Origin of the sequence: Enterococcus sp. UD-01 (genome assembly GCF_044909655.1) — a bacterium.
Classification (GTDB): Bacteria; Bacillota; Bacilli; order Lactobacillales; family Enterococcaceae; genus Enterococcus_L.
Map to the genome: position 1 here is coordinate 392,570 of NZ_JBIYEU010000001.1, position 25,701 is coordinate 418,270.

Here is a 25,701-nt window from a genome sequence, read left to right on the forward strand (position 1 = left end):
CAGCTCCGTTATTTTCTATTATTCAGCTGATTCGTTGCTGCCTTCAACAACATCAACGATTTCTTCGATAGATGCAGCTGCTTCGGAATTACCTTCAGTAAATGTTTCTTCAACGACTTGGTCTTCACCTTGGTTTCCTTCGATGAATGCATCAGCCATTTTTGCTGTGATTAATTTAACGGCACGAATAGCGTCGTCATTTGATGGAATTACTACATCAATTTCATCCGGATCACAGTTTGTATCAACCATCGCTACGATTGGGATGTTCAATTTTTGTGCTTCTTGAACAGCAATACGTTCTTTACGAGGGTCAACAATGTACATTACATCTGGAATTCTAGGCATATCAGCGATACCACCTAAGAATTTTTCAAGACGTTCACGTTGTTTGTTTAAGCCAACAACTTCTTTTTTAGGAAGTACGTCAAATGTACCGTCTTCTTCCATTTTGTTGATGTCTTTCAAGCGTTTGATACGTTTTTGAATTGTATCCCAGTTAGTTAGAGTACCACCTAACCAACGGTGATTTACGTAAAACTGACCTGAACGAATTGCTTCGTCTTTGATCGCTTCTTGTGCTTGTTTCTTTGTTCCTACGAATAATGCCACGCCGCCTTCTTCTGCAACGTTTTTCATGTAATCGTAAGCTGCATCTACTAATTTAACTGTTTTTTGCAAGTCAATGATGTAGATACCGTTTCTTTCTGTGAAGATGTATTTCTTCATTTTTGGGTTCCAGCGACGAGTTTGGTGACCAAAATGTACGCCGGCTTCTAGTAATTGTTTCATAGAAATTACTGCCATGTGTTGTTTCCTCCAGTTGGTTTTTATTTGTTCCCTCTTCCGTTCTCATCTTTATAAGGAACTACTATACGCAGCACCGCCTTATAAATCAAACATGAATGTGGATTTGGTGTATTTACACCGTTAATTAGTATAGCTTATTTTTTATCATATTACAACTAAAAATCAGATTTTTTTTGCAGCTAATGGAAACAAGTTCGTATCGCTAGCGCTCATTGTTTGTTTGAGCGAAATGATACATTAAAATTCCAGCCGCAATCGCCACATTGAGTGATTCAGCCTGACCTAAAATCGGAATATATAAATTTTGATCAGTCAATTTCAGCAAGTCTTGTCGGATTCCCTGCCCCTCATTCCCCATAATAAGCGCATAGTTCTTTGCAGGAGGAACCTTTTGATAGATGACTGCTTCTTTATTCAACTCAGTTCCGTAAACGGGAACACTTGACTGTCTGAAAGTGTCGACTGCAATTTCCAGCGGCATCCTTAAAATAGGCAAATGATAGTTGCTTCCCTGCATTGCCCGCAAAACCTTTGTGCTATAAATATCAGCACTACCCTCTCCAAGAATCACACCAGTCATGCCAGCAGCATCCGCTGTTCGAATCATCGTGCCCACATTCCCCGGATCCTGTACATTATCTAAGAGCAGCCAGCTTCCTGAAAAAGCCTGTTGCTTAGTGACTTTCGGCATTTTTATTACGGCAAGCAGTCCTTGAGGTGTTGGTAATTCCGACAAAACTGCTAATACCTCATCAGATACATATATTACTTGTTCTTGATCTTGCTGAACAAGCCATTGTCCCCATTCCCGCTGACCTCTTTGACTCACTAGTAGCCATTCCACATCAGCGCCCGCTTTTATCGCTTCTTCAATTAAATGAAAACCTTCTGCGATATAGCGCTGACTTTCTTCACGATATTTTTTTCGATTTAACTTTTTTAATTCTTTAATAAATGGATTTTTTGTTGATAAAATTTCTTTCATTTTCACACCTCGCTTGAACAGTATACCATGATTTTTTGAAATCAAACAGGGACTAATTCCCTTGCCAGAAATGAAAAAAATCGCTATCATTAAAAGAAAAAGCGAGGTGTTTTCGGTTTGAGAAAAGTACGAATGAATGTCCAAGGACGGGTACAGGGCGTCGGATTTCGCTACATGACGAAGATAAAAGCAGATGAATTAGGGATTTTCGGTACGGTAAAAAATGAGGATGATGGTTCTGTTTCAATTGAAGCGATCGGCTCAGATGATGTGATGCAAACCTTTATCAAAACAATTAAAGAATCCCCCAGTCCAGCCGGAAGAGTGACCTATGTCGATTTACAAGATGATCCGCTGATTGAAGATTATACAAGTTTCAAAGTTACCAATTAAATTACTTGAAAAGAATCTGATCTCATACTTGAGACGGATTCTTCTATTTTATATTGAAAAAAAACGCTTTTTCAAGTATAGTTAGACTTGTGCAAATTTTTATGAAAAGGAAAGAATGACATGAGAAAATTAAATAAATGGCTGTTGAGCTCCGGATTATTCACCTTAGTCCTTTTTTTATCCGGCTGTGTAAAAACAGGGAAAAACGGTCAGCCTACTGGAGACGGAATTGTCTATAATGTTTTAGTGAAGCCCATGAGTAGTGCCATTACATATTTGGTAGATAATTTTAATTGGAATTACGGCTGGGCCATTATTTTCATTACCATCATCGTACGTCTGATTATTATGCCACTAGGCTTGAATCAATCCAGAAAAAGTATGATTCAAACGGAAAAAATGCAAGCTATTAAGCCACAGCTTGATGCTGCACAGGCAAAATTAAAAGAAGCAACTACTCGTGAAGAGCAGATGCAGGCACAGACTGAGTTACAGCAAGTTTACAAGGAAAATAACATGAGTATGATGGGTGGGATTGGTTGTTTGCCTTTACTTATCCAAATGCCGATTTTCTCTGCTTTATTCTTTGCCGCTAAATATACAGAAGGAATTCTTAGCGCAACGTTCTTCGGTGTGAATCTTGGCAAGCCAAGCATTATCTTCGTTGTATTAGCTGGTATTGCCTATTTAGGACAGGGTTACCTTTCAACCATCGGTATTCCTGAAGAACAAAAGAAAACCATGAAATCAATGCTGATCGTTTCACCATTAATGATTGTTTTCATGTCCATGAGCTCCCCGGCAGGTGTAACCTTGTACTGGGTAGTCGGCGGGATTTTCACTTGTATTCAAACCTTTATCACAAATATTTTACTAAGACCGAGAATTAAAGCTCAGGTAGCGGAAGAACTGAAAAAGAATCCGCCGAAACAAGTAGTCACACCTAGAAAAGACGTGACACCTGCTAAAGAAGCTACACCAGCTAAGACAGTGCCTCAAAAAAATACACCTAAAACCGGCCGTAACGCAGGTAAACAAAATAGAAAATAAAAAAGAGGATTCATTCAATTCAATTGAGTGAGTCCTCTTTCGTTATTATTTTTCACCAGCAATACCGTTCACAAAAAAATCAACCATCTGTTCAATGGATAAGGCTGAAACAGTCTGATTAGCCTTTATATAAGGCGCTAAAGTATTCAGAAAATGCGTGGTGGCTACTTCTGCCGTGACTCCACTTCTAAGAATAAAATCACTTTCCTGAAATAACTGTAGTAATGGTTTTTTATAAGAATCATTCCAAAGCCCAAACAATAGACGCTGCGTTTGTTCAGTTAAGCTAGTTTTAAAATCATGAACCATTAAGTCAAAATCAAAAGGATGATTTTCCTTTAAGCATAGAGCAAATTTTTGCAATTTAGCCATCGTATTAAGTTGATAATCAGACACAATCTGAACCAATTCAGCATTTACATCACTCAAAAGTACTTCAATGACCCCAATATAAACCGCCTCTTTATTTTTGAAGTGGTGATACAAATTAGGCTGAGTAACTTTTGCCAAACGAGCAATCTGTCTGGTCGAAGTTCCTTGATAACCGTTATCCATAAACAATCTTGTCGCGATTTTAATGATATTTTCTCTCGTATTTAGCGCTTCTTTATCCATTGTCTAACCACCTATAGCAATATTCCACTCTAGTGTAACAGAATTAAAAGCTGTTGAATATCCTATTTGCGCTTCCATTCTACATATAATTGATAAATACAAGCAAAGGCAATAACAACCAGACAGACAATAACCGCAAAAATAACTGTCGGATACTGATGATTCCAGCCCTCTTTTGATTGATGCTTAATTAAAATACCAAAATAAGCCCAAATGGTCGCTAAGCCATAAGCAACGTTATGATTAGAAATAATCGTAGCGCAGATAATCAATGCACCGACGACTAAAACAACGACTGTCCAAAATGGCTGGTTATTTTGTAAAAATGCAATATTTTTATCGACCAGCAACGCAGCAACATTCGCAATTGTCGCAATTGTTATCCAACCAAAATACACACTGAAAGGTAAACGAATAAAGAAATAATCCTTTTTGGAAACGGCCGCTTTTTTTAAAAATAGATTCGCGTAGATCAAGGTTGCCAGTAAGGCAAGCATAATCACTATTGACAAGTTAATTTGCAGATATTGCCAAACGAATAGCCAGACGCTGTTTAAAATGGAAGTCAAAATAAAAACAATCCGAATTTTACTTGTTGCAGTCGTATCAGCTAATAGAGAATTTCTATCAGGCTTCCGCCACTGATAAATAACAAAAAATGCTAATAACAAATAGATCACTGACCAAATAGAGAACGTGATTCCGGCTGGTGCAAATAAATTAGGAAACGTATCAGACACTTCCTGAGTTGTTAATCCATTGATCGGCAATAAAACAGCTGCAGCATTCGTTGCCAGCATAATGAAATAAATCAGCACCACCAGTAATGGAAATAGTTTCGATTTTTTTTCAATCATTTTTCTTCCTCCTTCTATACCTTTGATAGGATTCAGCTCAAGCAAACGATGTAGCGAGCTTTCCTTATCGTTTGATAAGTTTATCGTAGCATGTCTGCAAAAATTATGAAAAAATTTTGATTCCATTTTAAAACGTGGCCGCATTTCTACGCGCAAAAAAAGAGGACAAGTCAAAACTGAAAAAATAGTTTTAACCCGCCTCTCTATTTACCTGTAAACGATGTCTAAAAGTCAGGCTCAGCCTGATTTTTATTTTACAATCAACAAATCTAAGCTAGCAAGTGAAAGAGCCATTTTAGCAATCCGATTCAGTTCATTTAAGCGGTTTGCTTTTACTTTCTCATCTTCCACCATTACCATCGTTTCGTCAAAATACTTCTCAATTAATGGACGTAAATCAACTAATGCCTGATAATTTTCACCCATTGTATTATTTTTGAAGCGTTCTTCCAATGCATTTACAGCCTGATGTAGAGCTTTTTCTGACTCATTTTCAAACAGACTTTCATCTACTTTACTGTCTTGTTTCAACAGCTCATGTCCTTTTTTCGCCAAGTTAATCACGCGAGTAAGAGCTTCAATGGAAGGTTTGAAATCATTATCCAAAATATGCTGCTTCAAAATACTTGCTGCAGAAAATAGTTTGGACAAGTCTTTTTGCTCGGCACTGACAACTGCATCAATAACATCATGACGAACATTTTTAGTCGAAAGCAACTGGCGTAAACGCGCTTTGACAAACTCAATGACTTCTTCTTGGCCTTTAGTCAGTTGAATACCGAAGCGCTGCTGATCGGCATTCACTGCCGCGCCGATCTCCATTTGTAATTGGACTAAGGGGAACTGCCAGCCTTTTGCTTCTACAATCCGAATAACACCATAGGTTTGACGGCGTAATGCATAAGGATCGTTTGAACCGCTTGGAATCATGCCAACAGTAAAGAATGAAAAGACGCTGTCCAATTTATCCGCGATAGCTAATACCGAACCAATCGCTGACTCTGGTAGCTCACCTTCACTTGAGATTGGCAGATAATGCTCACGAATTGCTTGGGCGACAGTCGGTTTTTCTCCTTGCAGCAGGGCATATTTTTCACCCATAATTCCTTGCAGTTCAGGAAATTCGCCGACCATATTAGTAACTAAATCAAATTTATAAATTTCTGATGCTCGTTTTAAATCCGCTAATTCTTCTTCACTTAAGCCGATTTCTTTACCGATAATCTGACTAATGATCCCCACACGTTGCATTTTTTCGTAAATCGTACCGATTTTTTCGTGGAAGGTTACTTGTTTTAATTTTTCAACACATTGATCTATCGTCAACTTTTTATCTTCATTATAGAAAAATTCAGCATCTTCTAAACGTGCAACTAAGACCTTTTCGTTTCCTTTGATGACATTTTCCAAGTGAACGTGATCGCCATTTCGCACAGAAATAAAATGCGGCAGCAATAGACCTTGGTCGTTTCTTACTTCAAAATATCGTTGATGCTCTTTCATAGAAGTTACTAATACTTCATCGGGCACTGACAAATACTTTTCCGCAAATCCGCCGACAAAAACTGTCGGATACTCCACAAGATTGTTCACTTCTTCCAGCAATTCTTCATCAAGGTCAACAGACCAATGATTCTTTTCGGCGAGTTGATTTGCTTGTGCTGTGATCAGCGCTTTTCTTTCTGCAGGATCAACAATAACGAACTGCTCTTTCAGTTTTTCCTCATATTCATTGGCATGCATCAAACTTGTTTGATCTCCTAAGAAGCGGTGTCCTAAAGAAGTGTTGCTTGTTTCAACATCTAAAACAGAGAATGGAATAACCTCTTCTCCTAATAAAGCAACAAGCCAATGAATCGGACGAATGTATTCAAAGTCATAATTAGCCCAATGCATCGTAACAGGGAAAGTCAGACTCATGATCACTTGTTTTAAGCCTGTTAAAACCTCGATCGTTTTTTGTCCTTGATTATGCTTGGTCACATAAACATATTCAACGCCATTAAGCTCTTTAAACGTAATCGCATCCGTGGTCAAGCCTTGTCCTCTAACAAAGCCCTGTGCAGCCTTGCTCCAGTTGCCTTGTTCGTCAAGGGCAATTTTTTTAGCCGGTCCTTTTACCTCTTCTTGAGTATCCTCCTGCTGCTCTGGTAAATTAGTTACCCGAACGGCTAAACGACGAGGAGTTGAAAAGCTTTGAACAGTTTCGTAAGCTAAATGATGTTCATCTAAAAATTTTATGATTTTTTGCTCTAGTTGTTCTCTACTAGGAGTTACAACATGTGCTGGCATTTCTTCCAGACCAATTTCAAGTAATAAGTCTTGCGCCATTTTATTCTGCCTCCTTCTTCAATGCTTCTTGTGCTAGTAATGGGAAGCCCAATTTCTCGCGTTCAGCTACAAAGATTTTTGCCACAGCTTTCGCCATGTTTCTGATGCGGGCTAAAAAGCCGGCACGCTCTGTTACAGAGACAGCGCCACGTGCATCTAATAAATTAAAGGTGTGGCTGCATTTTAAAATATAATCATAGGCCGGATGCACAAGATTTTCATCAATGCAGCGTTTCGCTTCTTTTTCAAATTTATCAAAGTTTTCCAGCAGCATATCCTGATTGCTGATTTCAAAGGAGTATTTTGAGTGCTCATACTCAGGCTGATTGAAAATTTCTCCATATTTAACCCCGTTCGTCCATTCTAAATCATAAACACTTTCCACCTCTTGAATATAAGAAGCCAAGCGTTCTAATCCATAAGTAATTTCAGAAGTTACCGGATGACAAGGCAGACCGCCCACTTGCTGGAAATACGTAAACTGAGTAATTTCCATACCATCAAGCCAGACTTCCCAGCCAAGACCTGCACAACCCATTGAGGGATTTTCCCAATTGTCCTCTACAAAACGAATATCATGAGCTAATGGATCGATACCGAGGAGCTTTAAGCTTTCTAAATAGAGCTCTTGAATATTTTCAGGTGACGGTTTCATCACCACTTGAAATTGATGATGCTGATATAAGCGATTAGGATTTTCACCATAACGGCCGTCAGCAGGACGACGGGAAGGCTCCACGTAAGCAGCGTTCCAAGGTTCTGGTCCGATCGCACGTAAAAAAGTATAGGGACTCATTGTACCCGCTCCTTTTTCCGTATCGTAAGCCTGCATTAGCATACAGCCGTTTTCCGACCAGAATTTTTGTAATGTCAGGATCATTTCCTGCACAGTCAGTGTCTTTTTCATGATAGTCCTCCTTGTTATTTTTAACCGTAAAATAAATGAATCAATGTAATAAAAAGCAAAACAAAAAAGCCCTATGTCTCCAAGAGACATAGGGACGAATAATCGCGGTTCCACCCTACTTCCGATCGTTATCGGCAGCTTCATTAGCTCATGCTCAAAAGTGCCCTTCAAAAGTCGTCAGCATCCGGCTCACACCTTCCCGGACTCGCTAGGCCTGCATTCCTTTTTACTCCTCTTTCTCACTGCATGTATCGTTGATATTATTTATAATAAGCCTTGCCGCTGTGCTTGTCAATGCTTTTTAACTAGTTTGCACTTTCAGTCAGACGGAGGAGTCGGATTATTAGAATCCGAGCCGCGTTTGGGAATTTTCAATGTATCTTCCCAGCTTTTCATCTGATCGATAAATTTTTTACTTTTCAAGTGAATGCCTACGTATTCATCATAAAGCTCATCAATCGTTTTTCTGATCGCGGTTTTGGTTTCTGGTTTAACATTAATATCCTGAACCTTATCATAAGAAATAGCTGAAAACAAGCGAATAAAATGAATCGCTCTAGGGTCTGCATGATAGCGCCGCTCATCAAATTGCCAGTGTCTTTCACATAAAACCCCATTGTACTTTGAAGAATAATCAAACTTTCCCTGCGTTTCCTGGCAAATGGCACAGTGCAGCCATTCTGGACTGACACCGAAACGATGCAACAGTTGAATTTCAAAAATATTGGTGATTATTTCAGCATCTTTTTGTTCATTCAGCAAAGTTAATGCCTGATGAGTAAAAGCATATAAATTAGGGTCATAGGTCTTGTCTTCAATCGCAGCATCCACAAGATTCAAGATATACGTTGCATAGGCATTCACAAAAATATCTTCCTGAATTAGACGAAACGGCTGAACTTCTTTACTGCCGTTCAAAAATGATAAGCCGTCCTCCCGAAAATCGCCAATATAAACAGCTTCCGTAAACGGCAAAATCGCCGGACCAATGGGATTATTTTTACGATGAGCACCTTTGACGAAAAACATCAGCTTGCCAAAAGATTCGGTAAATATTTTAACAAGTTTATCTTTTTCTTTATAATCCTTGGTAAATAAAATAATGCCCTTCGTTTCTCCTACTGCCATTACCACACCTCCATTTCCCTATTTTAACAAAAAAAAGATAAAGAGTGCTAGACAAAACCTGTTGTTTTGATTCCCACTCTATATCTAATAAACAGATGAGCGACAGCAACTCTTGCGCTCATCTGTTTCCATGCTTAGTATTCTTCTTTACGGTAACCGAAATCCTGTAAGTAGATTTTTTTATCGCGCCAGTCTTTTTGAACTTTTACCCACAATTCAAGGTAGACTTTGTCATCCAGTAGATGTTCGATATCCTGTCGGGCTTTGGTACCGATTTGTTTCAGCATTTTACCGCCCTTACCGATAATAATCCCTTTCTGGCTGTCACGTTCGACTATAATTGTTGCTTGAACATGAACCTTATCATTTTCATCACGTTTCATAGAATCTACCACAACGGCAACCGAATGCGGAATTTCATCACGTGTAAGTAACAACACTTTTTCCCGAACTAATTCAGAAACAATAAAATACTCCGGGTGATCTGTTACTTGATCGTCTGGAAAATATTGCGGTCCTTCCGGCATTTGTTCGACAAGAATATCCATTAAGCGGTTCACATTATTCCCCTCAGTAGCGGAAATCGGAATAACTTCTTTAAACGTCATTTGACTAGAATAATCTTCAATAATGCTTAACAGCTGATCGGGATGAATCGTATCAATTTTATTGATGACCAAATAAACAGGACTCTTCATCGCCTTCAACCGCTCAATAATAAAGTCATCCCCTCTGCCGCGTTTTTGATCTGCGCTGATCATAAACAACGTTGCATCGACTTCTCTTAACGCACTATAAGCCGTTTCAACCATGAAATCACCTAAACGATGCTTCGGTTTGTGAATTCCAGGCGTATCAATAAACACAATTTGAGCCGCAGGAACCGTGTAGATTCCTTGTATCTTATTTCTAGTTGTTTGCGCTTTGTCGCTCATAATAGCAATTTTTTGTCCTACGATTCGATTTAGCAGCGTAGATTTACCAACATTCGGTCTTCCTACAATTGCTACGAATCCTGATTTGTGCGATTCAGTCATTATTTTCTCCTCTATAAAAAGTCTTTTACCAGCTGCCATATTTTCGGTCCAAAAATAAACAGGCCTATCACCACTGCAAAGAGCGTTGTCAATAACACTGCCCCTGCAGCCATATCTTTAATTTTCTTGCCAATTGGATGAAAATGAAAATCTGTTACCATATCCACCACATTTTCAAACACTGTATTGATAATTTCTACCACTAACACCAGAAAAATAGCAAGAATTAACCATAGCCATTCAGAAAGTGCAAGGTGAAAAAGAACGCCGGCAATTAAAGCCGCAATTCCCATAAATACGTGCGTACGCATATTGCGCTCTTCATTAAAAACCGTTCTGATTCCTTGAACAGCAAACTCCAGAGAAGTAATGAAATGTTTGTTTTTTTCAGTGCGCTTATCTTTTGAGTCCATAGGCATCTAAAATCTCTTTCTGTAAACCAAACATTTCTTTCTCATCAGCCGGCTCCATATGATCGTAGCCGTTCAAATGTAAAAAGCCATGAACAGCTAAAAAGCCTAATTCCCGTTCAAAGGTATGGCCATATTCCTCCGCCTGCTCCGCTGCTCGTTCAGTCGAAATCATCAGATCTCCTAAATTTCTCGGAAAAAGCTCTTCTTCTTCTTCGAAAATAATTGGTAGCTCATCTTCTGATTCTTCTTCTAAAGCAAAACTGATAACATCAGTAGGCGTATCTTTGCCACGATAATCTCTATTAATCACTTGAATACCTGCATTATCCATAAATGTCACAGACATCTCTGTATCTCCTGCAATCTGCAAATGCTCCGCAGCAAACTGCAGCAAACGTTCGACCTCCTGCAGATTTTCTGATGATAGTTTTTCAGTTTCATCGATGAAGGTAATATCCATTAGTCATCTCTCTTTTCTTGTTCATCCCGCATTTTTTCAGCTTCAGATTTCATTTTAGGATACTTGATTCTTGAATGGAAGGTACTGCATAATCCGTTAATCAGGGATTTTTCAACCGTACGAATTTCCTTCATTGTCAAGCCACATTCGTCTAATTGACCATCTGCAATCCGATCTTGAATGACGGAATGAACAAATTCTTTAATTTTTTCATTTGTGGGAGAATCCATTGCCCGAACAGCCGCTTCACAGGTATCAGCAATGCTGACAATCCCTGCTTCTCTTGTTTGCGGTTTTGGTCCAGGATAACGGAATTCTTCTTCCTTAATATCAGGATTGCGTTCCTTGGCTTTAAAATAGAAGAACTTCATTAAGGTTGTGCCATGATGCTGATAGCAAATATCAATCACCATTGAAGGCATACGATAATCTTCTAAAATTTTAGCGCCATCAATCACATGACCAAAAATAATTTGTTTGCTATCTTCAGGCAATAAGAAATTATGTGGATTCTCTGCACCAGCCGGCAGATTTTCAACAAAGAAGTTGGCATGCTTGATTTTGCCAATATCATGATAATAACAAGCCACACGAGTTAATAATGAACGACCGCCGATTTCAGCAACCGCATTAGCACTTAAGCTGGCCACCATCATACTGTGATGATACGTTCCCGGTGCTTCCTCCAACAATTGTTTTAACAATGGATGATTCGGATTGCTTAACTCGTTCAGTACAATCATACTGTCATCCGTCACCAATAATTCAATGTAAGGGTGCAAGCCCATGCTTGAAAGAAATGACAAAGTCGTTCCCGCTAAAGCACAGATCATCATCGTCCAGGATTTACCGTCAAGCACGCTCATCCCTTGATAGATCATTAGAATAAAATCCATACATACCGGAAAAATAACCACCCAAAAGATTGCCACTAATCCTTGTTCACTAATTCGTGTTCGTTTAACTACAGTCGCCAGCATACCGGAGAATGCATAACTCACCAAAATAATGGTCAATGAATTGGTTCCAATCGAATTATAAAAAACAAAAAGCGAAAAGACTACTTGGAAAATGGCTGCTAATATACCAGCTCTACGATTAACAAATGAATTTAATACAAGCGGTGTAAACGCCGCAGGGAAGAATAAGGAAATATACATCATTTGTTCTGACTGGAAAATCTGGAAAAATTTCATTAGTAAAATGCTTAAAGACATAGCACTCACATAAAACAGTATAAAATGCCGCCGTTTGCCGTCTTCAGTCACTTGCTTAGTAAAAAAGATCAGTACTAACACTTGCAGTAAAATCGCCAATGCAAGAGCTACAATCGGAAAAACCGAGGTGCTTTGATTCGTCATACCTAAAAGCTCAAGCTTTTCCATTGCTTTGGAATCAATTTGTGTTCCTTCACGCACAATGATTTCACCTTGATAAATCATTGACGGCTGAACTGCATCCATCGCATTTTGACGTAGCTCTTCTGTTTTCTTATCGTTAGGAAAATCATTGACGACAATTCCTTCATTGACAAGATAGCGAATTTCCTGCTGCATGGTTGGAGTCACATCAAGAAACTGGATTTTTTCGATCGCACTTTGACGAATTTTGCTTAAATCAGCTTCTCTTACGTGGTCCTTCATTTTTTCATCAATAATCTTTAAGCTTTCCGTTTTTACTTGTTGAATCTGATTGTTGGTCAAAGCAAAAATATTTTGATAAAACGAATTAGGCAATTTTTGGAAAAAGGAGAGTTCATCCTGATCCAGCGATTCAAATTGTGCTTTTAGATTCGCTACTCTTTCCTCAATCGTTGGCTTGGGAATCGTTTCATCCTTTTTCGCCTTCGCTTGTTTCTCTTGATATTCTTTATCTGTTTTTTCATTTGCTGTAACGATTAATTTAAACAACTTTTCAATTCGTTTATGCTGAACACCGGCTGTATCTTCTTGATACATGTACTCCGGTGTAATTGCTTCAGCAGCTAATTTTTTCTTAGCATTGGTTTCATGCGTATTTTCGATGTTTTTGTTGGCACGAATCGTTTTTTCAGCCAACTGACCGGCTTTAATTTCGACTCTCTTTTGATAGACACTACCAAACATGACGATAAATAAGAAAGCTGAAAAAAGCAACAGCAGCAACGGAATAAAGGCTTTGCCTAATTTATCACGCAGCTTTATTAATGAGTGTTTCAACGGAATTTCCACTCCTTTCCGCAACATTGTGCCTACGAATTTTAATCTGCTTGTTCGTAGGCTCGAATAATTTGAGCAACTACCGGATGTCTTACTACATCATTGGCATCAAACTGAACAAAAGCAATTTGGTGAATGCTTTGAAGAGTCTTTTGCGCATGAACCAGTCCGCTTGTCACTCCCTTTGGTAAATCAATTTGACTTGCATCGCCATTAACAATCATTTTTGAATTAAAACCAAGTCTTGTCAGGAACATTTTCATTTGAGCCACGGTAGTATTTTGCGCTTCATCAAGAATGACAAAAGCATCATCTAGCGTGCGTCCTCTCATATAGGCCAGCGGTGCAATCTCAATTACACCGCGTTCCATTAAGCGATTAGTATGCTCCATCCCAAATACTTGATACAAGGCATCATAAACAGGACGCAGATAAGGATCAACCTTTTCTTTTAAATCTCCGGGTAAAAACCCCAGACTTTCCCCTGCTTCGACTGCCGGACGTGTTAAAATGATCTTTTGGACCTCGCCTTTTTTTAATGCAGCAATCGCCATCACAACGGCTAGAAACGTTTTACCGGTACCAGCTGGACCGATCCCAAAGATTACATCATGACTGCGCACCGCGGCCACATAATTCTTTTGACCAATATTTTTAATACGAATGGCTCTGCCATGATGATCCTTCATGATCTCTTCTTCATACATTGCCATAAATTTATCCAAATCATTACTTCTTGCCATTTTTAAGGCCGAAACAACATCAGGTGTACTGATCTTGATTCCTCGCTGAATTAAGACCTGAAGTGTTCTGATTACCGTAGCAATTAGTTGAACCTCTGCTTCTTCTCCAATTAACTGGATCGTTTCGCCTCTTGTATTAATGGTGACAGCAGAATTGTCTTCTAAAAATTTTATGTGTTTATCATGGGTTCCTAAAAGCATACTCACATCATCAGAATCAGTTAATTTCAATTCTAACGACACCGACTGATTTTCTGTCAAAAAAAGCCCATCTCCTTTATTTTTTTCATTCCTAACAATCATACCACATTATTAATTTATAAAAAAGAAGTCATCCTTTTTAGGATCTATTTGAACAAAAAAACCAACGGCTTCCCGTTGGTCCTTAAGACTAATTCTCTTGTAGTAATTCTTTTACAATTGCATTGACCTGGTTTCCGACTGCTTTACCTTTTACTTTCGGCATCACAGCGCCCATTACCTTACCAAATTCCTTGGCTGAGCTTGCTCCAGTCTGATCAATTGCCGCTTGAACAATCTGACGAATCTCTTCTTCTGAAAGTTGCTCGGGCATATATTTTTCAACAATTGTTATTTCGATTTTCGCTTTGTCAGCAAGATCATCACGTCCCGCTTTTTCAAACTCTGCTAAAGAGTCTCTGCGTTGTTTCATCTCACGAGATAAAACTGTTAACTCTTCTTCTCCGTTCAAATCACGGCCAGCTTTAATCTGCTCATTTTGAATGGCTGTCTTCAACATGCGAAGCACAGACAATGTTTCTTTATCTTTTGCTTTCATCGCAGTTTTGATATCGTCATTCAGTGTCGTAAGTAATGACATACAACCAGCTCCAATTCATCGAAAACTAGAATTTTTTACGCTTTCTAGCTGCTTCAGATTTTTTCTTACGCTTTACACTTGGTTTTTCGTAGAATTCACGTTTACGAGATTCTTGTAAAGTACCCGCTTTTGAAACGGAACGTTTGAAGCGACGAAGAGCATCGTCAAGAGATTCGTTTTTACGAACAACAGTTTTTGACATGTTAATTCCCTCCCTCCGAGCTTAAAAAGTAACCGTTTTTTGTATTTATGAATAAAACAACATAAATAAAATACCGTTCTTAGTATATTATATCTAATGGTTATTTTAACGTCAACCTCTGTCTTAAAAAATATACAAAAAAGTTTCAAAATGCGTAAATTTTTAAACACAACACTGCTTTCAAGCCTTTTTACAAATTATCGCCGCGGCATTCTTCACAACGACCGAAAATTTCAAAACGGTGCCCTTCAATTTCACAGCCGCTTAATTGCTCTTTAAAAAAATCCATCGGACACATGTGAATTTCTTTCGTTTTTCCGCAAACCGTACAAATAAAATGATGATGGTGGCCTACTTCTTGGCAGCAATGAAAACGAAATTTTTGTTCGCCATTTAATTCTGTAGTTTCCAATAAAGCAAAGGCTTCAAAATCACGCAAGTTACGATAAATTGTATCATAACTGATTCCTTTGTATTCTTGATTCATATATTCGTATACTTCGCGCGCAGAAATATAACGATTGCGTCGAATCAGATAAGTAATCATCGCTTCGCGTTTTTTAGTATATTTCAAGCCATGTTCTTTCATAACGGCTAACGACTGTTTAACTTGAGAATTTGACTCATTCATTTTAACGCCTCCAAAGGATAAATCAGAATCATTACGAATAAGATTCATGAAGGTATGGTATACTATTTCTATAAAAAAAGCAAGAGAGGAATAAGACTATGACGACAGAAAAAAAATGTGTGACGATTTTTGTCATTTCTGATTCAGCCGGCGAAACTGCCTCAAAATTAGCAGCAGCTTCCATGGCACAATACCCCACTGTTGATTTTACTTTAATCAGAAGAACTTTCGCTAAAGAAGAGGATAAGCTAAGAAAAGCACTCGAGGATGCTAAAAAAGCTGATGCTATGGTTTTACATACGATTGTCAACGATCGTCTTGTTAAAATCGCGAATGAATTCTTCGAAGAAAATAATCTTTATCATTTTGATATTTTAACACCTCCAGTCGCTGAAATTGAACGTTTGACAGGAGTTGCTCCTACAAGAGAACCGGGAGCATTACATCATTTGAATGAAAACTACTTTAAACGTATTGAGGCAATGGAATTTGCCGTAAAATATGATGATGGCAAGGACCCACGCGGCTTTTTGGAAGCTGATGTGCTCCTACTAGGAGTTTCGCGCACCTCGAAAACGCCGCTTAGCTTGTTCTTGGCTAACAAAAACTTAAAAGTCGCTAATTTACCGTTAATTCCGGAAGCCCATTTGCCAAAGCAATTATGGGAAACCAATCCTAAAAAAATTGTTGGTTTAACAAATGATCCAGAGATTTTGAACGGCATTCGAAAAGAACGCATGAGAACCTATGGACTTCCGGCTGATACCTCCTATTCAGATATTGAAAAAATCCGAACTGAGCTGGCTTTTGCTAATGAACTTTACGAAAAACTGGGTTGCGTAGTGATTAATGTTGCTTCATTATCCATTGAAGAAACAGCTTCTATGATTTTAAATGCCTTAGACTTAGAAGATCACAGCTACTATACTACTGAAAGTATCGATGCTTAATCATTCGTCGTTTTTCTGAGCAAAACAACGAACCGACCTTTAAACATTAGACTTAAAAATCTAGTGTTTAAGGATCGGTTCTTATTTTTATTCATTAAAATACCTGAATTCCTTCTTGATCGACTGCTAAAACATTAATCGTAGCAGAAAGAGGGATTTCTTTTAGAGCCGCGACCATTTGCTCTGTTTTTTCTTCCGGTGATAGAATTAATACTGTAGGCCCGGCGCCGCTCAAAAACGCGCCATAGGCACCAATCTTATGGCCCAATTCACGAATCTGATCGAGATGAGGAACTAGTTTTCTACGATGCGCTTCATGCCAGCGATCCTTTTCCATCATCACCCCAGCTAACGGTAAATTACCGTTTAAAATAGCAGCGATCATCACATTGGCAATGGAGCTCGCCTGTACTGCCTCTTGATAAGATAACGTTTGCGGCAAGACACTGCGGCTTTCAGAAGTCAATAACTGTGTGTTTGGTACATAAGCAATCACATCACATAACGGAAAATGATGCTTCACAGAATGGACTTCACCATCCACGTAACTAGCCACGACAAAATCTCCGCAAATAGCAGGCGCCACATTATCAGGATGTCCTTCAATTTCCGTCGCAATTTGTACCTTTTGTTTTTGAGATAAATTCAACTTTCCTAAGCGATTAGCCAATTCAATACCGGCAACAATCACGCTGGAACTACTACCAAGACCTCTGGCAAGTGGTATATCAGAGGTCATTTTTAAAACTTTTGGTGAAAGCTTCGGTGCAAGTTTTAAGGCTGTTTGCAGTAAAAGATTGCTTTCATCGGTCGGTATCTCGTCTCCTAAAGAATGAATAATTTTCCAATCATCCGCTTCTTCCAAAACTTCGATATTAAGATATTGGGAAAGCGCAATACCACAAGAGTCAAATCCTGGACCAAGATTTGCACTGGTCGCGGGAATTCTTATTTTCATAGCTCAGACACTCCATTACGTAAATGCAAACGCATTTCTTCCACATCACTCATTTTAGAAATTTTCACATCCGTTGCGTTGATAGCTGTATCTGGATCTTTTAAGCCATTGCCGGTAAAGACAGTAACGACTGTTTCACCTGGTTTGATTTTGCCGGATTTGACATGCTGAATCACACCAGCCAACGAAGCTGCCGAACCTGGTTCAACAAAAACACCATCCTGCGCCGCAACTTTACGGTAAGCATTTAAAATTTCTTCATCTGTCACTGCATCAATGTAGCCATTGGATTCATCACGTGCTGCTTCGGCCAATTGCCAGCTGGCAGGATTTCCAATTCGGATTGCCGTAGCAATCGTTTCAGGCTCTTTGATCGCTTCTCCTCTTACGATAGCAGCGGCACCTTCTGCTTCAAAACCGTGCATCCGTGGTAAAAGCGTCCCTTTTTTATCATGCCATTCTTTAAAGCCTTTCCAGTAAGCGGAAATATTTCCGGCATTCCCTACAGGAATCGCTAAAACGTCTGGTGCCTTGCCCAACTGTTCACAGACTTCAAAAGCCGCCGTTTTTTGCCCTTCCAAACGATAGGGATTCACTGAATTTACCAATTGTACTGCTTCTGTCTTGGCAATATCGCGTACAGCTTTCAATGCTTCATCAAAATTTCCAGGGATGGAAATAATATCCGCTCCGTAAACAATTGCCTGCGCTAACTTGCCCATTGCAATTTTCCCATCCGGAATAACAACATAGGCTTTAACGCCAGCTCTAGTCGCATATGCCGCTGCCGCCGCACTGGTATTCCCGGTCGAAGCACAAACAATCGCTTTAGCACCTTCTTCCACCGCTTTTGCAACAGCCATCACCATGCCACGGTCTTTAAAGGAGCCAGTCGGGTTCAATCCTTCATATTTTCCATACAAAGTAATCCCCAATTCCTTAGATAAATGGGGCAACGGAATCAATGGTGTATTCCCTTCCGCTAGTGAGATCATCGGTGTTTTGTCAGTAATCGGTAAATATTCTTTATATTGTTTTAAAAGTCCTTCATACATTGCTTTAATCCCCCAGTACTTTAAATGTATTTAACAAATCAAATTCTTCTGTTGCTTTAATTTCTGTTATCACTTTTTTCATTTGTGCTTTCGTGATTGTATGTGTAATTGCCACAATTCTGGCTCTAGTACCATCGGATTTTTGCTGAACCAATTGGTCAAAGCTGACGTTTGCTGCGGTCATTAATTGCGTTAATTTTAAAATCTGTCCTTGTCTGTCCGGCACTTCAATGGAAAAATAGTATTTTCCTGAAATTGACTGATCAGCTGCAAGCTTGGTGTCGTGTTGATAGGCATTAAACATATGTCCAGTTGTTCCTAAACGAATGTTTTTAGCAATGGTAATAATATCGCTGACCACGCTTGTCGCTGTCGGTTTTGCACCTGCTCCCGGTCCATAATACATGGATTCCCCTACACCTGAGCTTTCAATGAAAACCGCATTAAATTCATTGCGGACAGAAGCGATCGGATGTGCTTTAGCGACTAACATTGGCCCAACTTCTACAGCAATACTGCCGTCAATATTTTCTGAAGAACCGATCAGCTTCACTTCATAGCCTAAATGAGCGGCCATCTCCACATCGTCCAGCGATAAGCCACGGATTCCTCGAGTGTCAACCTGATTCAATTCAATATTCATACCGAACGCAAATTGGCTTAAAATAACCATTTTATAAGCAGCGTCTATACCATCCACGTCATTCGTTGGATCAGATTCAGCGAAGCCCAGCTCCTGCGCCTCTTGCAAGGCCTGATCATAAGCTTTCTTCTCAGAAACCATCTGCGTCAGCATATAATTAGTCGTACCGTTAACAATCCCTAAAACCTTTTGAATATTATCCGCCGCTAGACTATTGGCAATGGTTCTTAAAATAGGAATGCCGCCGGCAACGCTTGCTTCATAATAAAGATCACACTGATTCTCCTGAGCCAAGGCAACTAATTCACTACCATGCTGCGCTAAAAGATCTTTATTCGCCGTTACAATATGCTTGCCGTTTTTTAAAGCTTTTGTAATGAAGGTTTTCGCTGGCTCCACTTTTCCTATCAATTCTACAACGATTTTGATCTCATCATCATTAATAATCTCATCAATATCGGTTGTCAACTGAATATCAAATCTATCCGCCTGACGTTTCTTTTCGTCCTCATCGCGAACCAATGCTTTGGAAACCACCACTTCCATTCCAGTTACTTGAGAAATCTTTTCCTGATGTTCTTGTAAAATTGTCGGCACTCCTGATCCGACTGTACCGAGACCAAGTAGACCAATCTTTAACTTTTCTTGCATCCTTCTTCCTCCAGCTATAAAAATTAGAAACATTTCATCTTCTTCTAATAAAACATGTATCTAGTATAACGAACTGCCGAAAAAAAAACTACCCTTTTCCATGAATTTCCACGGGAAATCATAGAAAAGGCAAGTTATTGATGTTTCACATGTTCGAATGTTTGAGTAAGAATATCGATAACGTGGTGATCATCCAGTCTGTAATAAATTGTTTTGCCTTCTCTTCTGGAACGAACCACGTGCGTATCACGGAGTAGTTTTAATTGATGAGAAACAGCTGACTGCTCCATTGAAAGCTTTGTACCAATCGCCGTAACATTTAATTCTCCCTGCTTCAATAAAAGTAATATCCTTAATCTGGTTGGATCACTCAACACTTTGTATAATTGGCTGACTTTTTGAATTTCTTCTGTTTCTTTCATTGCTGAGCTTCCTTTCCTTTTTCTCCTTGCTTATTATAACAAACTTCCTCAAAAAGTGGCTAAAATTTTTCTCAAGATCGGGGCAAAATTAAAAAATAGTTTTGATCCATCCTCTGAACACGTACAAACGGCGGGAGCAGCAGTAACTCCTTCTTATTACGTTGAGTCACGAAGAACGAAGTGATTCGATGATGAGTGTACCTTCTCTTGGTTCTCGGAGCTTAACACTTCTGTCCTAGCCTTATGAAAAGAAAGAACCCATAAAAATCAGTTGAAACACTGATTTTTATGAGCGTCTTATTAGATCTTTTTAGCTATTCGCTTGTTTCACTGCATCCATCACTGCATATCTAAAGCCATTTTTTTCTAAAGCAGCGACACCTTTAATTGTGCTGCCTCCCGGAGAAGTTACGCCGTCTTTTAATTCACCAGGATGTCTTTGAGTTTCAATGGCTAGTTTTGCTGATCCAAGTAGCATTTGTGCTACGACATCATAAGCTAATGCGCGTGGCATGCCTTCCATTACTGCTCCATCGGCTAATGCCTCCATAAAGATATCCACAAAAGCAGGACTACAGCCAGCTACCGTTCCAAAGGTTCCTAAAAGATTTTCATTGACTTCCTCAACCTTACCCAGCACCTCTAAAACCTTTAATGCTTGCTCTTTAGCTGATGCCGGCATACCTTCTGCAAAAGCAGCGCCGATCATTCCTTCATTCACACTAACAGGCGTATTTGGAATAGCGTGAACAACATGAATGTCCTTACCAACCGCTGCCTGCGCCTCTTTTACGGTGTGACCAGTTGCAACAGAAATTAGAATACTTTCTTTAGCCATGAAAGGTGCTGCTTCTTTCAAGACCTCCAGCACGATTTTTGCTCCGGTAGCAATAAAAATAATTTGGCAGTCTTTTAATTCTTGATAGTCTTGCATTAGTTGAAAGCCCAGTTCTTTTTGCAGTGCTTCGACAGTACCGCTAGAGCCGCCTTTGACAAATAATTGTTCTGGCGATACAAACGAGGCGTTTAGTAACCCTTTAATCATGGCGCTGCCCATATGACCGGCGCCGATAAACCCGATATTCATTAACCATCACTCCTAGATTTTGCTGTAAAACAGATTGAAACAAATAGTCCGCAGCAAAAGCGACGACTATTTGCTTCAATTATTTTTTAAGCTGTTAAAGTGTTAATTGCTTCTTCAAATTCTTTGATTTTTTGATCAGCTTCTTCTTGTGAAGCCGCTCTTGTAGCTATATAGAATTTAATTTTGGGTTCAGTGCCGGAAGGCCGAATAGCAATCCAGCTGCCGTCTTCCAAATAATATTTCAGAACATCCGCAGGTGGTGTTTTTAAAGCTTCAGAATGACCATCTGCCGTTGTTACCCGGATTAATGCTTTGAAATCTTCTGTTTGAGTTACCGGAACTTCAGCAAACGCTTTTGGTGCTTCTTCACGGAACTTAGCCATTAAAGCTTTGATTTTTTCACTACCTTCAATACCGCTTAAGGTAACAGAAATGGTTTTTTCTTCAAAATAGCCGTATTCTTCAAAGATATCTTGCAAGCCGTCGTACAAGGTTTTACCTTCTTTTTTGTAATACGCAGCTACTTCAGCTAACAGAACAAGCGCTTGAATCGCATCTTTATCACGAACGAAGGGCTTAACTAAATAGCCGTAGCTTTCTTCAAAGCCGAACATAAAGCTTTGGGACTGATCTACTTCGTATTGTTGAATTTTTTCAGCAATAAACTTGAAGCCCGTTAAAACGTTCACCATTTTTGTATCGTATTTTTTAGCGATTTCTGTCGCTAATTCACTGGAAACAATAGATTTTAAAACAACCGCATTTTCAGGTAGTGTGCCTGCTTGCTGGTGTGCCTTCAAAATATACTGAATCATAATGGCACCCAGTTGATTACCGGTCAACACTTGATAGGTTCCATCAGGTAAACGGACAGCTGCTCCTAATCTATCAGCATCCGGATCCGTGGCGATTAAAAGATCAGCGCCTTCTTTTTCACCCAAACGAATCGCATATTCAAAAGCAGAATGCTCTTCCGGATTTGGTGATTTTACCGTAGTAAAGTTAGGATCTGCCACTGCTTGTTCTGGTACAATGACAAATTTTTCAAAACCGGCTTGCTGCAGCGCTTTTTCTCCTAACATTTTTCCTGTACCATGTAATGGTGTATAGACTAATTTTAATTCTTTCCCCATTTCGTCAATCAACGCTTGGTTAATCGTGACTGTTTGAAGCTCTTTTAAATATTCAGCATCCACTTCTTCACCAATAATGGTGATTAAGTCACTCATCTGCGCTTCATTTTCAGAAAGCACTTCAACCTTTAACGGATTTTCAACGGCACGAACATATTTGGTTAAAGCATCTGCATCTGCCGGTGGCATTTGTCCGCCGTCTTCTCCATAGACTTTGTAACCATTATATGCTGCTGGATTGTGTGAAGCCGTAATCATAATTCCTGAAAAGGCATTTAAATGACGAACTGCAAACGATAACTCCGGAGTTGGACGTAAGCTTTCAAAAACATAGGCCTGAATATTGTGCTGCGCCAAGGTTTTCGCTGCTTCCATTGCAAATTCTGGAGACATATGTCTAGAATCATAGGCAATTGCTACGCCGCGGCGTTTCACTTCTATTCCTTGTGCATCCATAAAGCGAGCCAAGCCTTCTGTTGCCTGACGAACAGTAAAAATATTCATACGGTTAATGCCGGCGCCTAAAATGCCGCGCATCCCCGCTGTACCAAATTCTAAAGGCGCATAAAATGCATCCTCACATTTTTCAGGATCTTCATTTAAATCTTTTAATTCTGCTTTTAAATTTTCCGGCAGGTTCTCTTCATTTAACCATTGTTCATATACTTGTTGCCAAGACATATTCAGCACCTCTTTTTTTTCTATTGTTTTTATCTCATCTTCTAGTATATCATCCTAATGCTTTAGAGAAAAGCAATGCCTACAATACTCGTGAAGACAGACAATTATCATTGAATGATCCCTTGTAATTTCAGCAATTGATCTGTGACAAGGGCAGGTTTTGCGGCAAAATAATCTGCAAATTTCTGACTCCAACGTTTTGTTTCTCGCGCCTCGCCAAAACGTTCCATCGTTTCATTATATTGTTCTATCATGGTATAGGCAGGACGCTGATAACGATCGTAATGAACAACGAGTGCTTCCGGCAATCGTGGTTTTACTCTCATTTCTACAATCGGCTTGCCGATACTTAAGCCAAATAGAGGAAACGTATTTTCCGGTAGCTCCAATAATTTTGAAATTTCTTTTCCATTTTTACGGACACTGCCAACCACTACTGAGCCTAAACCAAAACTATCCGCAGCAATTACTGCGTTTTCCAGTGCTAATGCGGCATCTGTGGTCGCCAACAACACTGACTCAATACTTTCATTGATTAAATAGTCGCTTTTATGTGCTTCACTGACTAGCTTTGTTCGATATAGGTCCCCAACAAAAAGCAGAAAAACTGAACTTTTCAGCATATGAGGATTGCCGGGATTCCATGACACCAATTGTTCACGAATTGCTTGATCCTGAATCACAATAATGCTGTAAAATTGCCCATTCATCCAGCTGGGCGCTTGACGTGACGCATCCAAAATCGCCTGTAGTTCTTCTTTAGGCAATTTATATTCTGGGTCAAACTCTCGATAACTGCGACGTTCTTTTAATAGATGAATTGTTTCGTTCATAACACTTCGCCTCCGTTTCTTTCTATTTTAGCATAGAGTTTAAGTCTCAGAGACAATTTTTTCAGTAATCGCTTGTATTTTTGATTGAAAAAGGGGTAATTCTGCTTGAGCTACACGCGAAAAATTGATCCGAATGCTGTCGTTCCGTTCACTAAATATAAAACTAGGAGCGATCAGCAAGCCTATTTCCAAAAATCGAGACCAGTCTTTCGGTTTCAGGCTGCCCTTTTTCCATGTAGCCCACAAATAAAATCCGCCTTGAGGTTCAGCTACGTCCCATTCCTTCATATTCGCCATAATCTTGTAAACAGCTTGACCACGTTGCTTCACTTCTTCTTTCAAATCAGCTATTTTCTCAGCAAAGGCTTCATCGGTGAGTGCAAGATTTGCTAAAAGTTGCGGGAAAATGCTTAAAGAAAAATCCATCATTTTTCTCGCCTCAGCTAGTTGGCGGATAACAGAGGTTGGTGCACTTAACCAGCCAATTTTGGTCGTTGAACCAAGTATTTTAGACAAAGAGCCAATATACAAAACGTTTTCCGGATCCAGCTTTTTTAAAGGAGGAATTTCTTCTGCTTCAATAAAATTCAACTGCGTGAAAACATTATCTTCCAAAATAGGCACTTGGTATTTTTGACATAGCTGAATCAAGGCTTGTCTGCGTTTCAGTGTCATTGTTTTTCCTGTAGGATTTTGAAAAGATGGATTGACCATAACCATCTTGACCCGATGCTTACGGATCGTTTGTTCCAAATCATTTAAGCAGATACCTTCTTTATCCATTTTCACGCCATACAAACGAATTCCCGCGGCTTGAAAAATAGGCAGTGCATATAAAAATGAAGGATCCTCAATAGCTACACTATCGCCTGACTGTAATAATACCTGTAAAATTAAAAATAATGCCTGCTGTGCACCAGAAGTAATCAGTAAGTTCTCTGATGGCAGGGTAAAATCATATTCATTTTTCATTTCTCGACTAATCGCCTGTCTCAATGGCAAATAGCCAAAATCATCCTGCTGTTCCTCCTCGAGAAAATGTTTCCAAGTTAATGGAGGAAAAGAAAAGCTAGGAATTAAGTCAAGTGGTAGTTCACCAGTATATAAATCCAGCTGCTGCTCTTTGGGTTGTTTCACTGCCTGTTCAATTTTTTCTATGAAGGGATGAACTTTTGCAAATGCATTTTGTTCCAGATATCGACGCCAATCTGTTCTAGGCGTTGTGCTGATGCCCCATTTCCCTTCATTTACGATTGTACCGCTGCCCTGTTTGCGGATAATCCAGCCCAATGCAGTCAGCTCATCCAATGCATGCACCACGGTTGAACGATTCACTTGAAGCGCTGCAGCTAATTTTCTTTCTGACGGGAGACGCTGACCGGGCAGCAACTGACCAGTTTTAATATATCCGAGGATTAATTCTACAATGCTTATATAAACCGGTACTCCTTTTTCCTTTTTGATTGACCACATCTTTTATGCTCCTTTTTTGCTTTTTAAATTCCTTGAGCGATTTTATTACTTGATTATGGAAGTAAAACTATTTTCTATGTTTATTAACTGATTTGCTTTGTTCATTTATTTTTGTAAGGATCGTTCAATAATAATTCAAACTACGTTGTGGCTTTATCAAAGATTACAACTCATTTCGCGCGTACTGCTCTACATCAACTCGTTCCTCGTTGTG

General features: G+C 39.3%; 26 protein-coding genes. 3 read left to right on the plus strand and 23 right to left on the minus strand.

Annotated elements, in window-relative coordinates:
- Window positions 1–18: 18 nt before the first annotated feature.
- A complete protein-coding gene (gene rpsB, locus ABH902_RS01925; protein WP_154775508.1) occupies window positions 19–807 on the minus strand; it encodes a 30S ribosomal protein S2 in 789 nt (262 codons plus the stop codon).
- A 205-nt stretch (window positions 808–1,012) separates the two neighbouring features.
- Window positions 1,013–1,795: a TrmH family RNA methyltransferase gene (locus ABH902_RS01930; protein WP_404588839.1), complete on the minus strand. Its 783-nt coding sequence runs from the start codon at window positions 1,793–1,795 to the stop codon at window positions 1,013–1,015.
- A gap of 117 nt (window positions 1,796–1,912) precedes the next feature.
- On the opposite strand from ABH902_RS01930, the gene ABH902_RS01935 reads away from it, so the two are divergent.
- Complete coding sequence (locus tag ABH902_RS01935; protein WP_404588840.1) at window positions 1,913–2,188, plus strand: acylphosphatase; 276 nt, start codon at window positions 1,913–1,915, stop codon at window positions 2,186–2,188.
- Between the two features lie 120 nt (window positions 2,189–2,308).
- On the plus strand, window positions 2,309–3,238 hold the full coding sequence (gene yidC / locus ABH902_RS01940; RefSeq protein ID WP_404588841.1) for a membrane protein insertase YidC: 930 nt from the start codon (window positions 2,309–2,311) through the stop codon (window positions 3,236–3,238).
- A 45-nt stretch (window positions 3,239–3,283) separates the two neighbouring features.
- Here yidC and ABH902_RS01945 read toward each other — a convergent pair whose 3' ends face one another.
- The 13 genes from ABH902_RS01945 to ABH902_RS02005 form a co-directional block, all read right to left on the minus strand.
- On the minus strand, window positions 3,284–3,853 hold the full coding sequence (locus tag ABH902_RS01945) for a TetR/AcrR family transcriptional regulator (protein WP_404588842.1): 570 nt from the start codon (window positions 3,851–3,853) through the stop codon (window positions 3,284–3,286).
- Window positions 3,854–3,915: 62 nt separating this feature from the next.
- Window positions 3,916–4,710, minus strand: a complete 795-nt coding sequence (locus tag ABH902_RS01950; protein WP_404588843.1) for a tryptophan-rich sensory protein — start codon at window positions 4,708–4,710, stop codon at window positions 3,916–3,918.
- 249 nt (window positions 4,711–4,959) lie between these two features.
- On the minus strand, window positions 4,960–7,041 hold the full coding sequence (gene glyS, locus ABH902_RS01955; protein ID WP_404588844.1) for a glycine--tRNA ligase subunit beta: 2,082 nt from the start codon (window positions 7,039–7,041) through the stop codon (window positions 4,960–4,962).
- Window position 7,042: 1 nt separating this feature from the next.
- Window positions 7,043–7,948 (minus strand): glycine--tRNA ligase subunit alpha, encoded by a 906-nt coding sequence (gene glyQ / locus ABH902_RS01960; protein ID WP_404588845.1) that lies wholly within the window; start codon window positions 7,946–7,948, stop codon window positions 7,043–7,045.
- 318 nt (window positions 7,949–8,266) lie between these two features.
- The gene (gene recO / locus ABH902_RS01965; RefSeq protein WP_404588846.1) at window positions 8,267–9,076 is read right to left on the minus strand and encodes a DNA repair protein RecO; all 810 of its coding nucleotides are present in this window, start codon (window positions 9,074–9,076) and stop codon (window positions 8,267–8,269) included.
- Window positions 9,077–9,210: 134 nt separating this feature from the next.
- A complete protein-coding gene (gene era / locus ABH902_RS01970) occupies window positions 9,211–10,113 on the minus strand; it encodes a GTPase Era (protein ID WP_404588847.1) in 903 nt (300 codons plus the stop codon).
- Between the two features lie 11 nt (window positions 10,114–10,124).
- A complete protein-coding gene (locus ABH902_RS01975; RefSeq protein ID WP_404588929.1) occupies window positions 10,125–10,526 on the minus strand; it encodes a diacylglycerol kinase family protein in 402 nt (133 codons plus the stop codon).
- The gene (ybeY, locus tag ABH902_RS01980) at window positions 10,510–10,986 is read right to left on the minus strand and encodes an rRNA maturation RNase YbeY (RefSeq protein ID WP_404588848.1); all 477 of its coding nucleotides are present in this window, start codon (window positions 10,984–10,986) and stop codon (window positions 10,510–10,512) included. Before ybeY ends, ABH902_RS01975 begins: the two co-directional genes overlap by 17 nt.
- Window positions 10,986–13,184, minus strand: coding sequence for an HD family phosphohydrolase (locus ABH902_RS01985; RefSeq protein ID WP_404588849.1), 2,199 nt, complete (start codon window positions 13,182–13,184; stop codon window positions 10,986–10,988). The genes ybeY and ABH902_RS01985 overlap by 1 nt, the downstream gene beginning before the upstream one ends.
- A gap of 41 nt (window positions 13,185–13,225) precedes the next feature.
- Window positions 13,226–14,188 carry a PhoH family protein gene (locus tag ABH902_RS01990; protein WP_404588850.1) on the minus strand — a complete coding sequence of 321 codons (963 nt, stop codon included), beginning with the start codon at window positions 14,186–14,188 and terminating at the stop codon, window positions 13,226–13,228.
- Window positions 14,189–14,318: 130 nt separating this feature from the next.
- Window positions 14,319–14,768 carry a GatB/YqeY domain-containing protein gene (locus tag ABH902_RS01995; RefSeq protein WP_404588851.1) on the minus strand — a complete coding sequence of 150 codons (450 nt, stop codon included), beginning with the start codon at window positions 14,766–14,768 and terminating at the stop codon, window positions 14,319–14,321.
- A 25-nt stretch (window positions 14,769–14,793) separates the two neighbouring features.
- The gene (rpsU, locus tag ABH902_RS02000; RefSeq protein WP_002356740.1) at window positions 14,794–14,970 is read right to left on the minus strand and encodes a 30S ribosomal protein S21; all 177 of its coding nucleotides are present in this window, start codon (window positions 14,968–14,970) and stop codon (window positions 14,794–14,796) included.
- A gap of 190 nt (window positions 14,971–15,160) precedes the next feature.
- The gene (locus ABH902_RS02005; RefSeq protein WP_404588852.1) at window positions 15,161–15,601 is read right to left on the minus strand and encodes a Fur family transcriptional regulator; all 441 of its coding nucleotides are present in this window, start codon (window positions 15,599–15,601) and stop codon (window positions 15,161–15,163) included.
- 98 nt (window positions 15,602–15,699) lie between these two features.
- On the opposite strand from ABH902_RS02005, the gene ABH902_RS02010 reads away from it, so the two are divergent.
- Window positions 15,700–16,551, plus strand: a complete 852-nt coding sequence (locus ABH902_RS02010) for a pyruvate, water dikinase regulatory protein (RefSeq protein WP_404588853.1) — start codon at window positions 15,700–15,702, stop codon at window positions 16,549–16,551.
- 94 nt (window positions 16,552–16,645) lie between these two features.
- Here ABH902_RS02010 and thrB read toward each other — a convergent pair whose 3' ends face one another.
- The 8 genes from thrB to ABH902_RS02050 form a co-directional block, all read right to left on the minus strand.
- The gene (thrB, locus tag ABH902_RS02015) at window positions 16,646–17,509 is read right to left on the minus strand and encodes a homoserine kinase (RefSeq protein WP_404588854.1); all 864 of its coding nucleotides are present in this window, start codon (window positions 17,507–17,509) and stop codon (window positions 16,646–16,648) included.
- Window positions 17,506–18,564, minus strand: a complete 1,059-nt coding sequence (gene thrC, locus ABH902_RS02020; RefSeq protein WP_404588855.1) for a threonine synthase — start codon at window positions 18,562–18,564, stop codon at window positions 17,506–17,508. Before thrC ends, thrB begins: the two co-directional genes overlap by 4 nt.
- Before the next feature lie 4 nt (window positions 18,565–18,568).
- Window positions 18,569–19,858 (minus strand): homoserine dehydrogenase, encoded by a 1,290-nt coding sequence (locus tag ABH902_RS02025; RefSeq protein ID WP_404588856.1) that lies wholly within the window; start codon window positions 19,856–19,858, stop codon window positions 18,569–18,571.
- 134 nt (window positions 19,859–19,992) lie between these two features.
- Window positions 19,993–20,280: an ArsR/SmtB family transcription factor gene (locus tag ABH902_RS02030; protein WP_404588857.1), complete on the minus strand. Its 288-nt coding sequence runs from the start codon at window positions 20,278–20,280 to the stop codon at window positions 19,993–19,995.
- Between the two features lie 310 nt (window positions 20,281–20,590).
- Window positions 20,591–21,367 (minus strand): pyrroline-5-carboxylate reductase, encoded by a 777-nt coding sequence (gene proC / locus ABH902_RS02035; protein ID WP_404588858.1) that lies wholly within the window; start codon window positions 21,365–21,367, stop codon window positions 20,591–20,593.
- 86 nt (window positions 21,368–21,453) lie between these two features.
- On the minus strand, window positions 21,454–23,181 hold the full coding sequence (locus tag ABH902_RS02040; protein ID WP_404588859.1) for a phospho-sugar mutase: 1,728 nt from the start codon (window positions 23,179–23,181) through the stop codon (window positions 21,454–21,456).
- A gap of 107 nt (window positions 23,182–23,288) precedes the next feature.
- Window positions 23,289–24,014 (minus strand): nitroreductase family protein, encoded by a 726-nt coding sequence (locus tag ABH902_RS02045; protein WP_404588860.1) that lies wholly within the window; start codon window positions 24,012–24,014, stop codon window positions 23,289–23,291.
- 39 nt (window positions 24,015–24,053) lie between these two features.
- Entirely contained in the window at window positions 24,054–25,487 is a 1,434-nt protein-coding gene (locus tag ABH902_RS02050; protein WP_404588861.1) for a PLP-dependent aminotransferase family protein, read from the minus strand.
- Between the last annotated feature and the right edge of the window lie 214 nt (window positions 25,488–25,701).

Coding starts and splice junctions, on each gene's coding strand:
- rpsB (WP_154775508.1), bottom strand. CDS start 807: ATGGCAGTAATTTCTATGAAACAATTACTAGAAGCCGGCGTACATTTT.
- ABH902_RS01930 (WP_404588839.1), bottom strand. CDS start 1,795: ATGAAAGAAATTTTATCAACAAAAAATCCATTTATTAAAGAATTAAAA.
- yidC (WP_404588841.1), top strand. CDS start 2,309: ATGAGAAAATTAAATAAATGGCTGTTGAGCTCCGGATTATTCACCTTA.
- ABH902_RS01945 (WP_404588842.1), bottom strand. CDS start 3,853: ATGGATAAAGAAGCGCTAAATACGAGAGAAAATATCATTAAAATCGCG.
- ABH902_RS01950 (WP_404588843.1), bottom strand. CDS start 4,710: ATGATTGAAAAAAAATCGAAACTATTTCCATTACTGGTGGTGCTGATT.
- glyS (WP_404588844.1), bottom strand. CDS start 7,041: ATGGCGCAAGACTTATTACTTGAAATTGGTCTGGAAGAAATGCCAGCA.
- glyQ (WP_404588845.1), bottom strand. CDS start 7,948: ATGAAAAAGACACTGACTGTGCAGGAAATGATCCTGACATTACAAAAA.
- recO (WP_404588846.1), bottom strand. CDS start 9,076: ATGGCAGTAGGAGAAACGAAGGGCATTATTTTATTTACCAAGGATTAT.
- era (WP_404588847.1), bottom strand. CDS start 10,113: ATGACTGAATCGCACAAATCAGGATTCGTAGCAATTGTAGGAAGACCG.
- ABH902_RS01975 (WP_404588929.1), bottom strand. CDS start 10,526: ATGGACTCAAAAGATAAGCGCACTGAAAAAAACAAACATTTCATTACT.
- ybeY (WP_404588848.1), bottom strand. CDS start 10,986: ATGGATATTACCTTCATCGATGAAACTGAAAAACTATCATCAGAAAAT.
- ABH902_RS01995 (WP_404588851.1), bottom strand. CDS start 14,768: ATGTCATTACTTACGACACTGAATGACGATATCAAAACTGCGATGAAA.
- rpsU (WP_002356740.1), bottom strand. CDS start 14,970: ATGTCAAAAACTGTTGTTCGTAAAAACGAATCTCTTGACGATGCTCTT.
- ABH902_RS02005 (WP_404588852.1), bottom strand. CDS start 15,601: ATGAATGAGTCAAATTCTCAAGTTAAACAGTCGTTAGCCGTTATGAAA.
- ABH902_RS02010 (WP_404588853.1), top strand. CDS start 15,700: ATGACGACAGAAAAAAAATGTGTGACGATTTTTGTCATTTCTGATTCA.
- thrB (WP_404588854.1), bottom strand. CDS start 17,509: ATGAAAATAAGAATTCCCGCGACCAGTGCAAATCTTGGTCCAGGATTT.
- thrC (WP_404588855.1), bottom strand. CDS start 18,564: ATGTATGAAGGACTTTTAAAACAATATAAAGAATATTTACCGATTACT.
- ABH902_RS02025 (WP_404588856.1), bottom strand. CDS start 19,858: ATGCAAGAAAAGTTAAAGATTGGTCTACTTGGTCTCGGTACAGTCGGA.
- ABH902_RS02030 (WP_404588857.1), bottom strand. CDS start 20,280: ATGAAAGAAACAGAAGAAATTCAAAAAGTCAGCCAATTATACAAAGTG.
- proC (WP_404588858.1), bottom strand. CDS start 21,367: ATGAATATCGGGTTTATCGGCGCCGGTCATATGGGCAGCGCCATGATT.
- ABH902_RS02040 (WP_404588859.1), bottom strand. CDS start 23,181: ATGTCTTGGCAACAAGTATATGAACAATGGTTAAATGAAGAGAACCTG.
- ABH902_RS02045 (WP_404588860.1), bottom strand. CDS start 24,014: ATGAACGAAACAATTCATCTATTAAAAGAACGTCGCAGTTATCGAGAG.
- ABH902_RS02050 (WP_404588861.1), bottom strand. CDS start 25,487: ATGTGGTCAATCAAAAAGGAAAAAGGAGTACCGGTTTATATAAGCATT.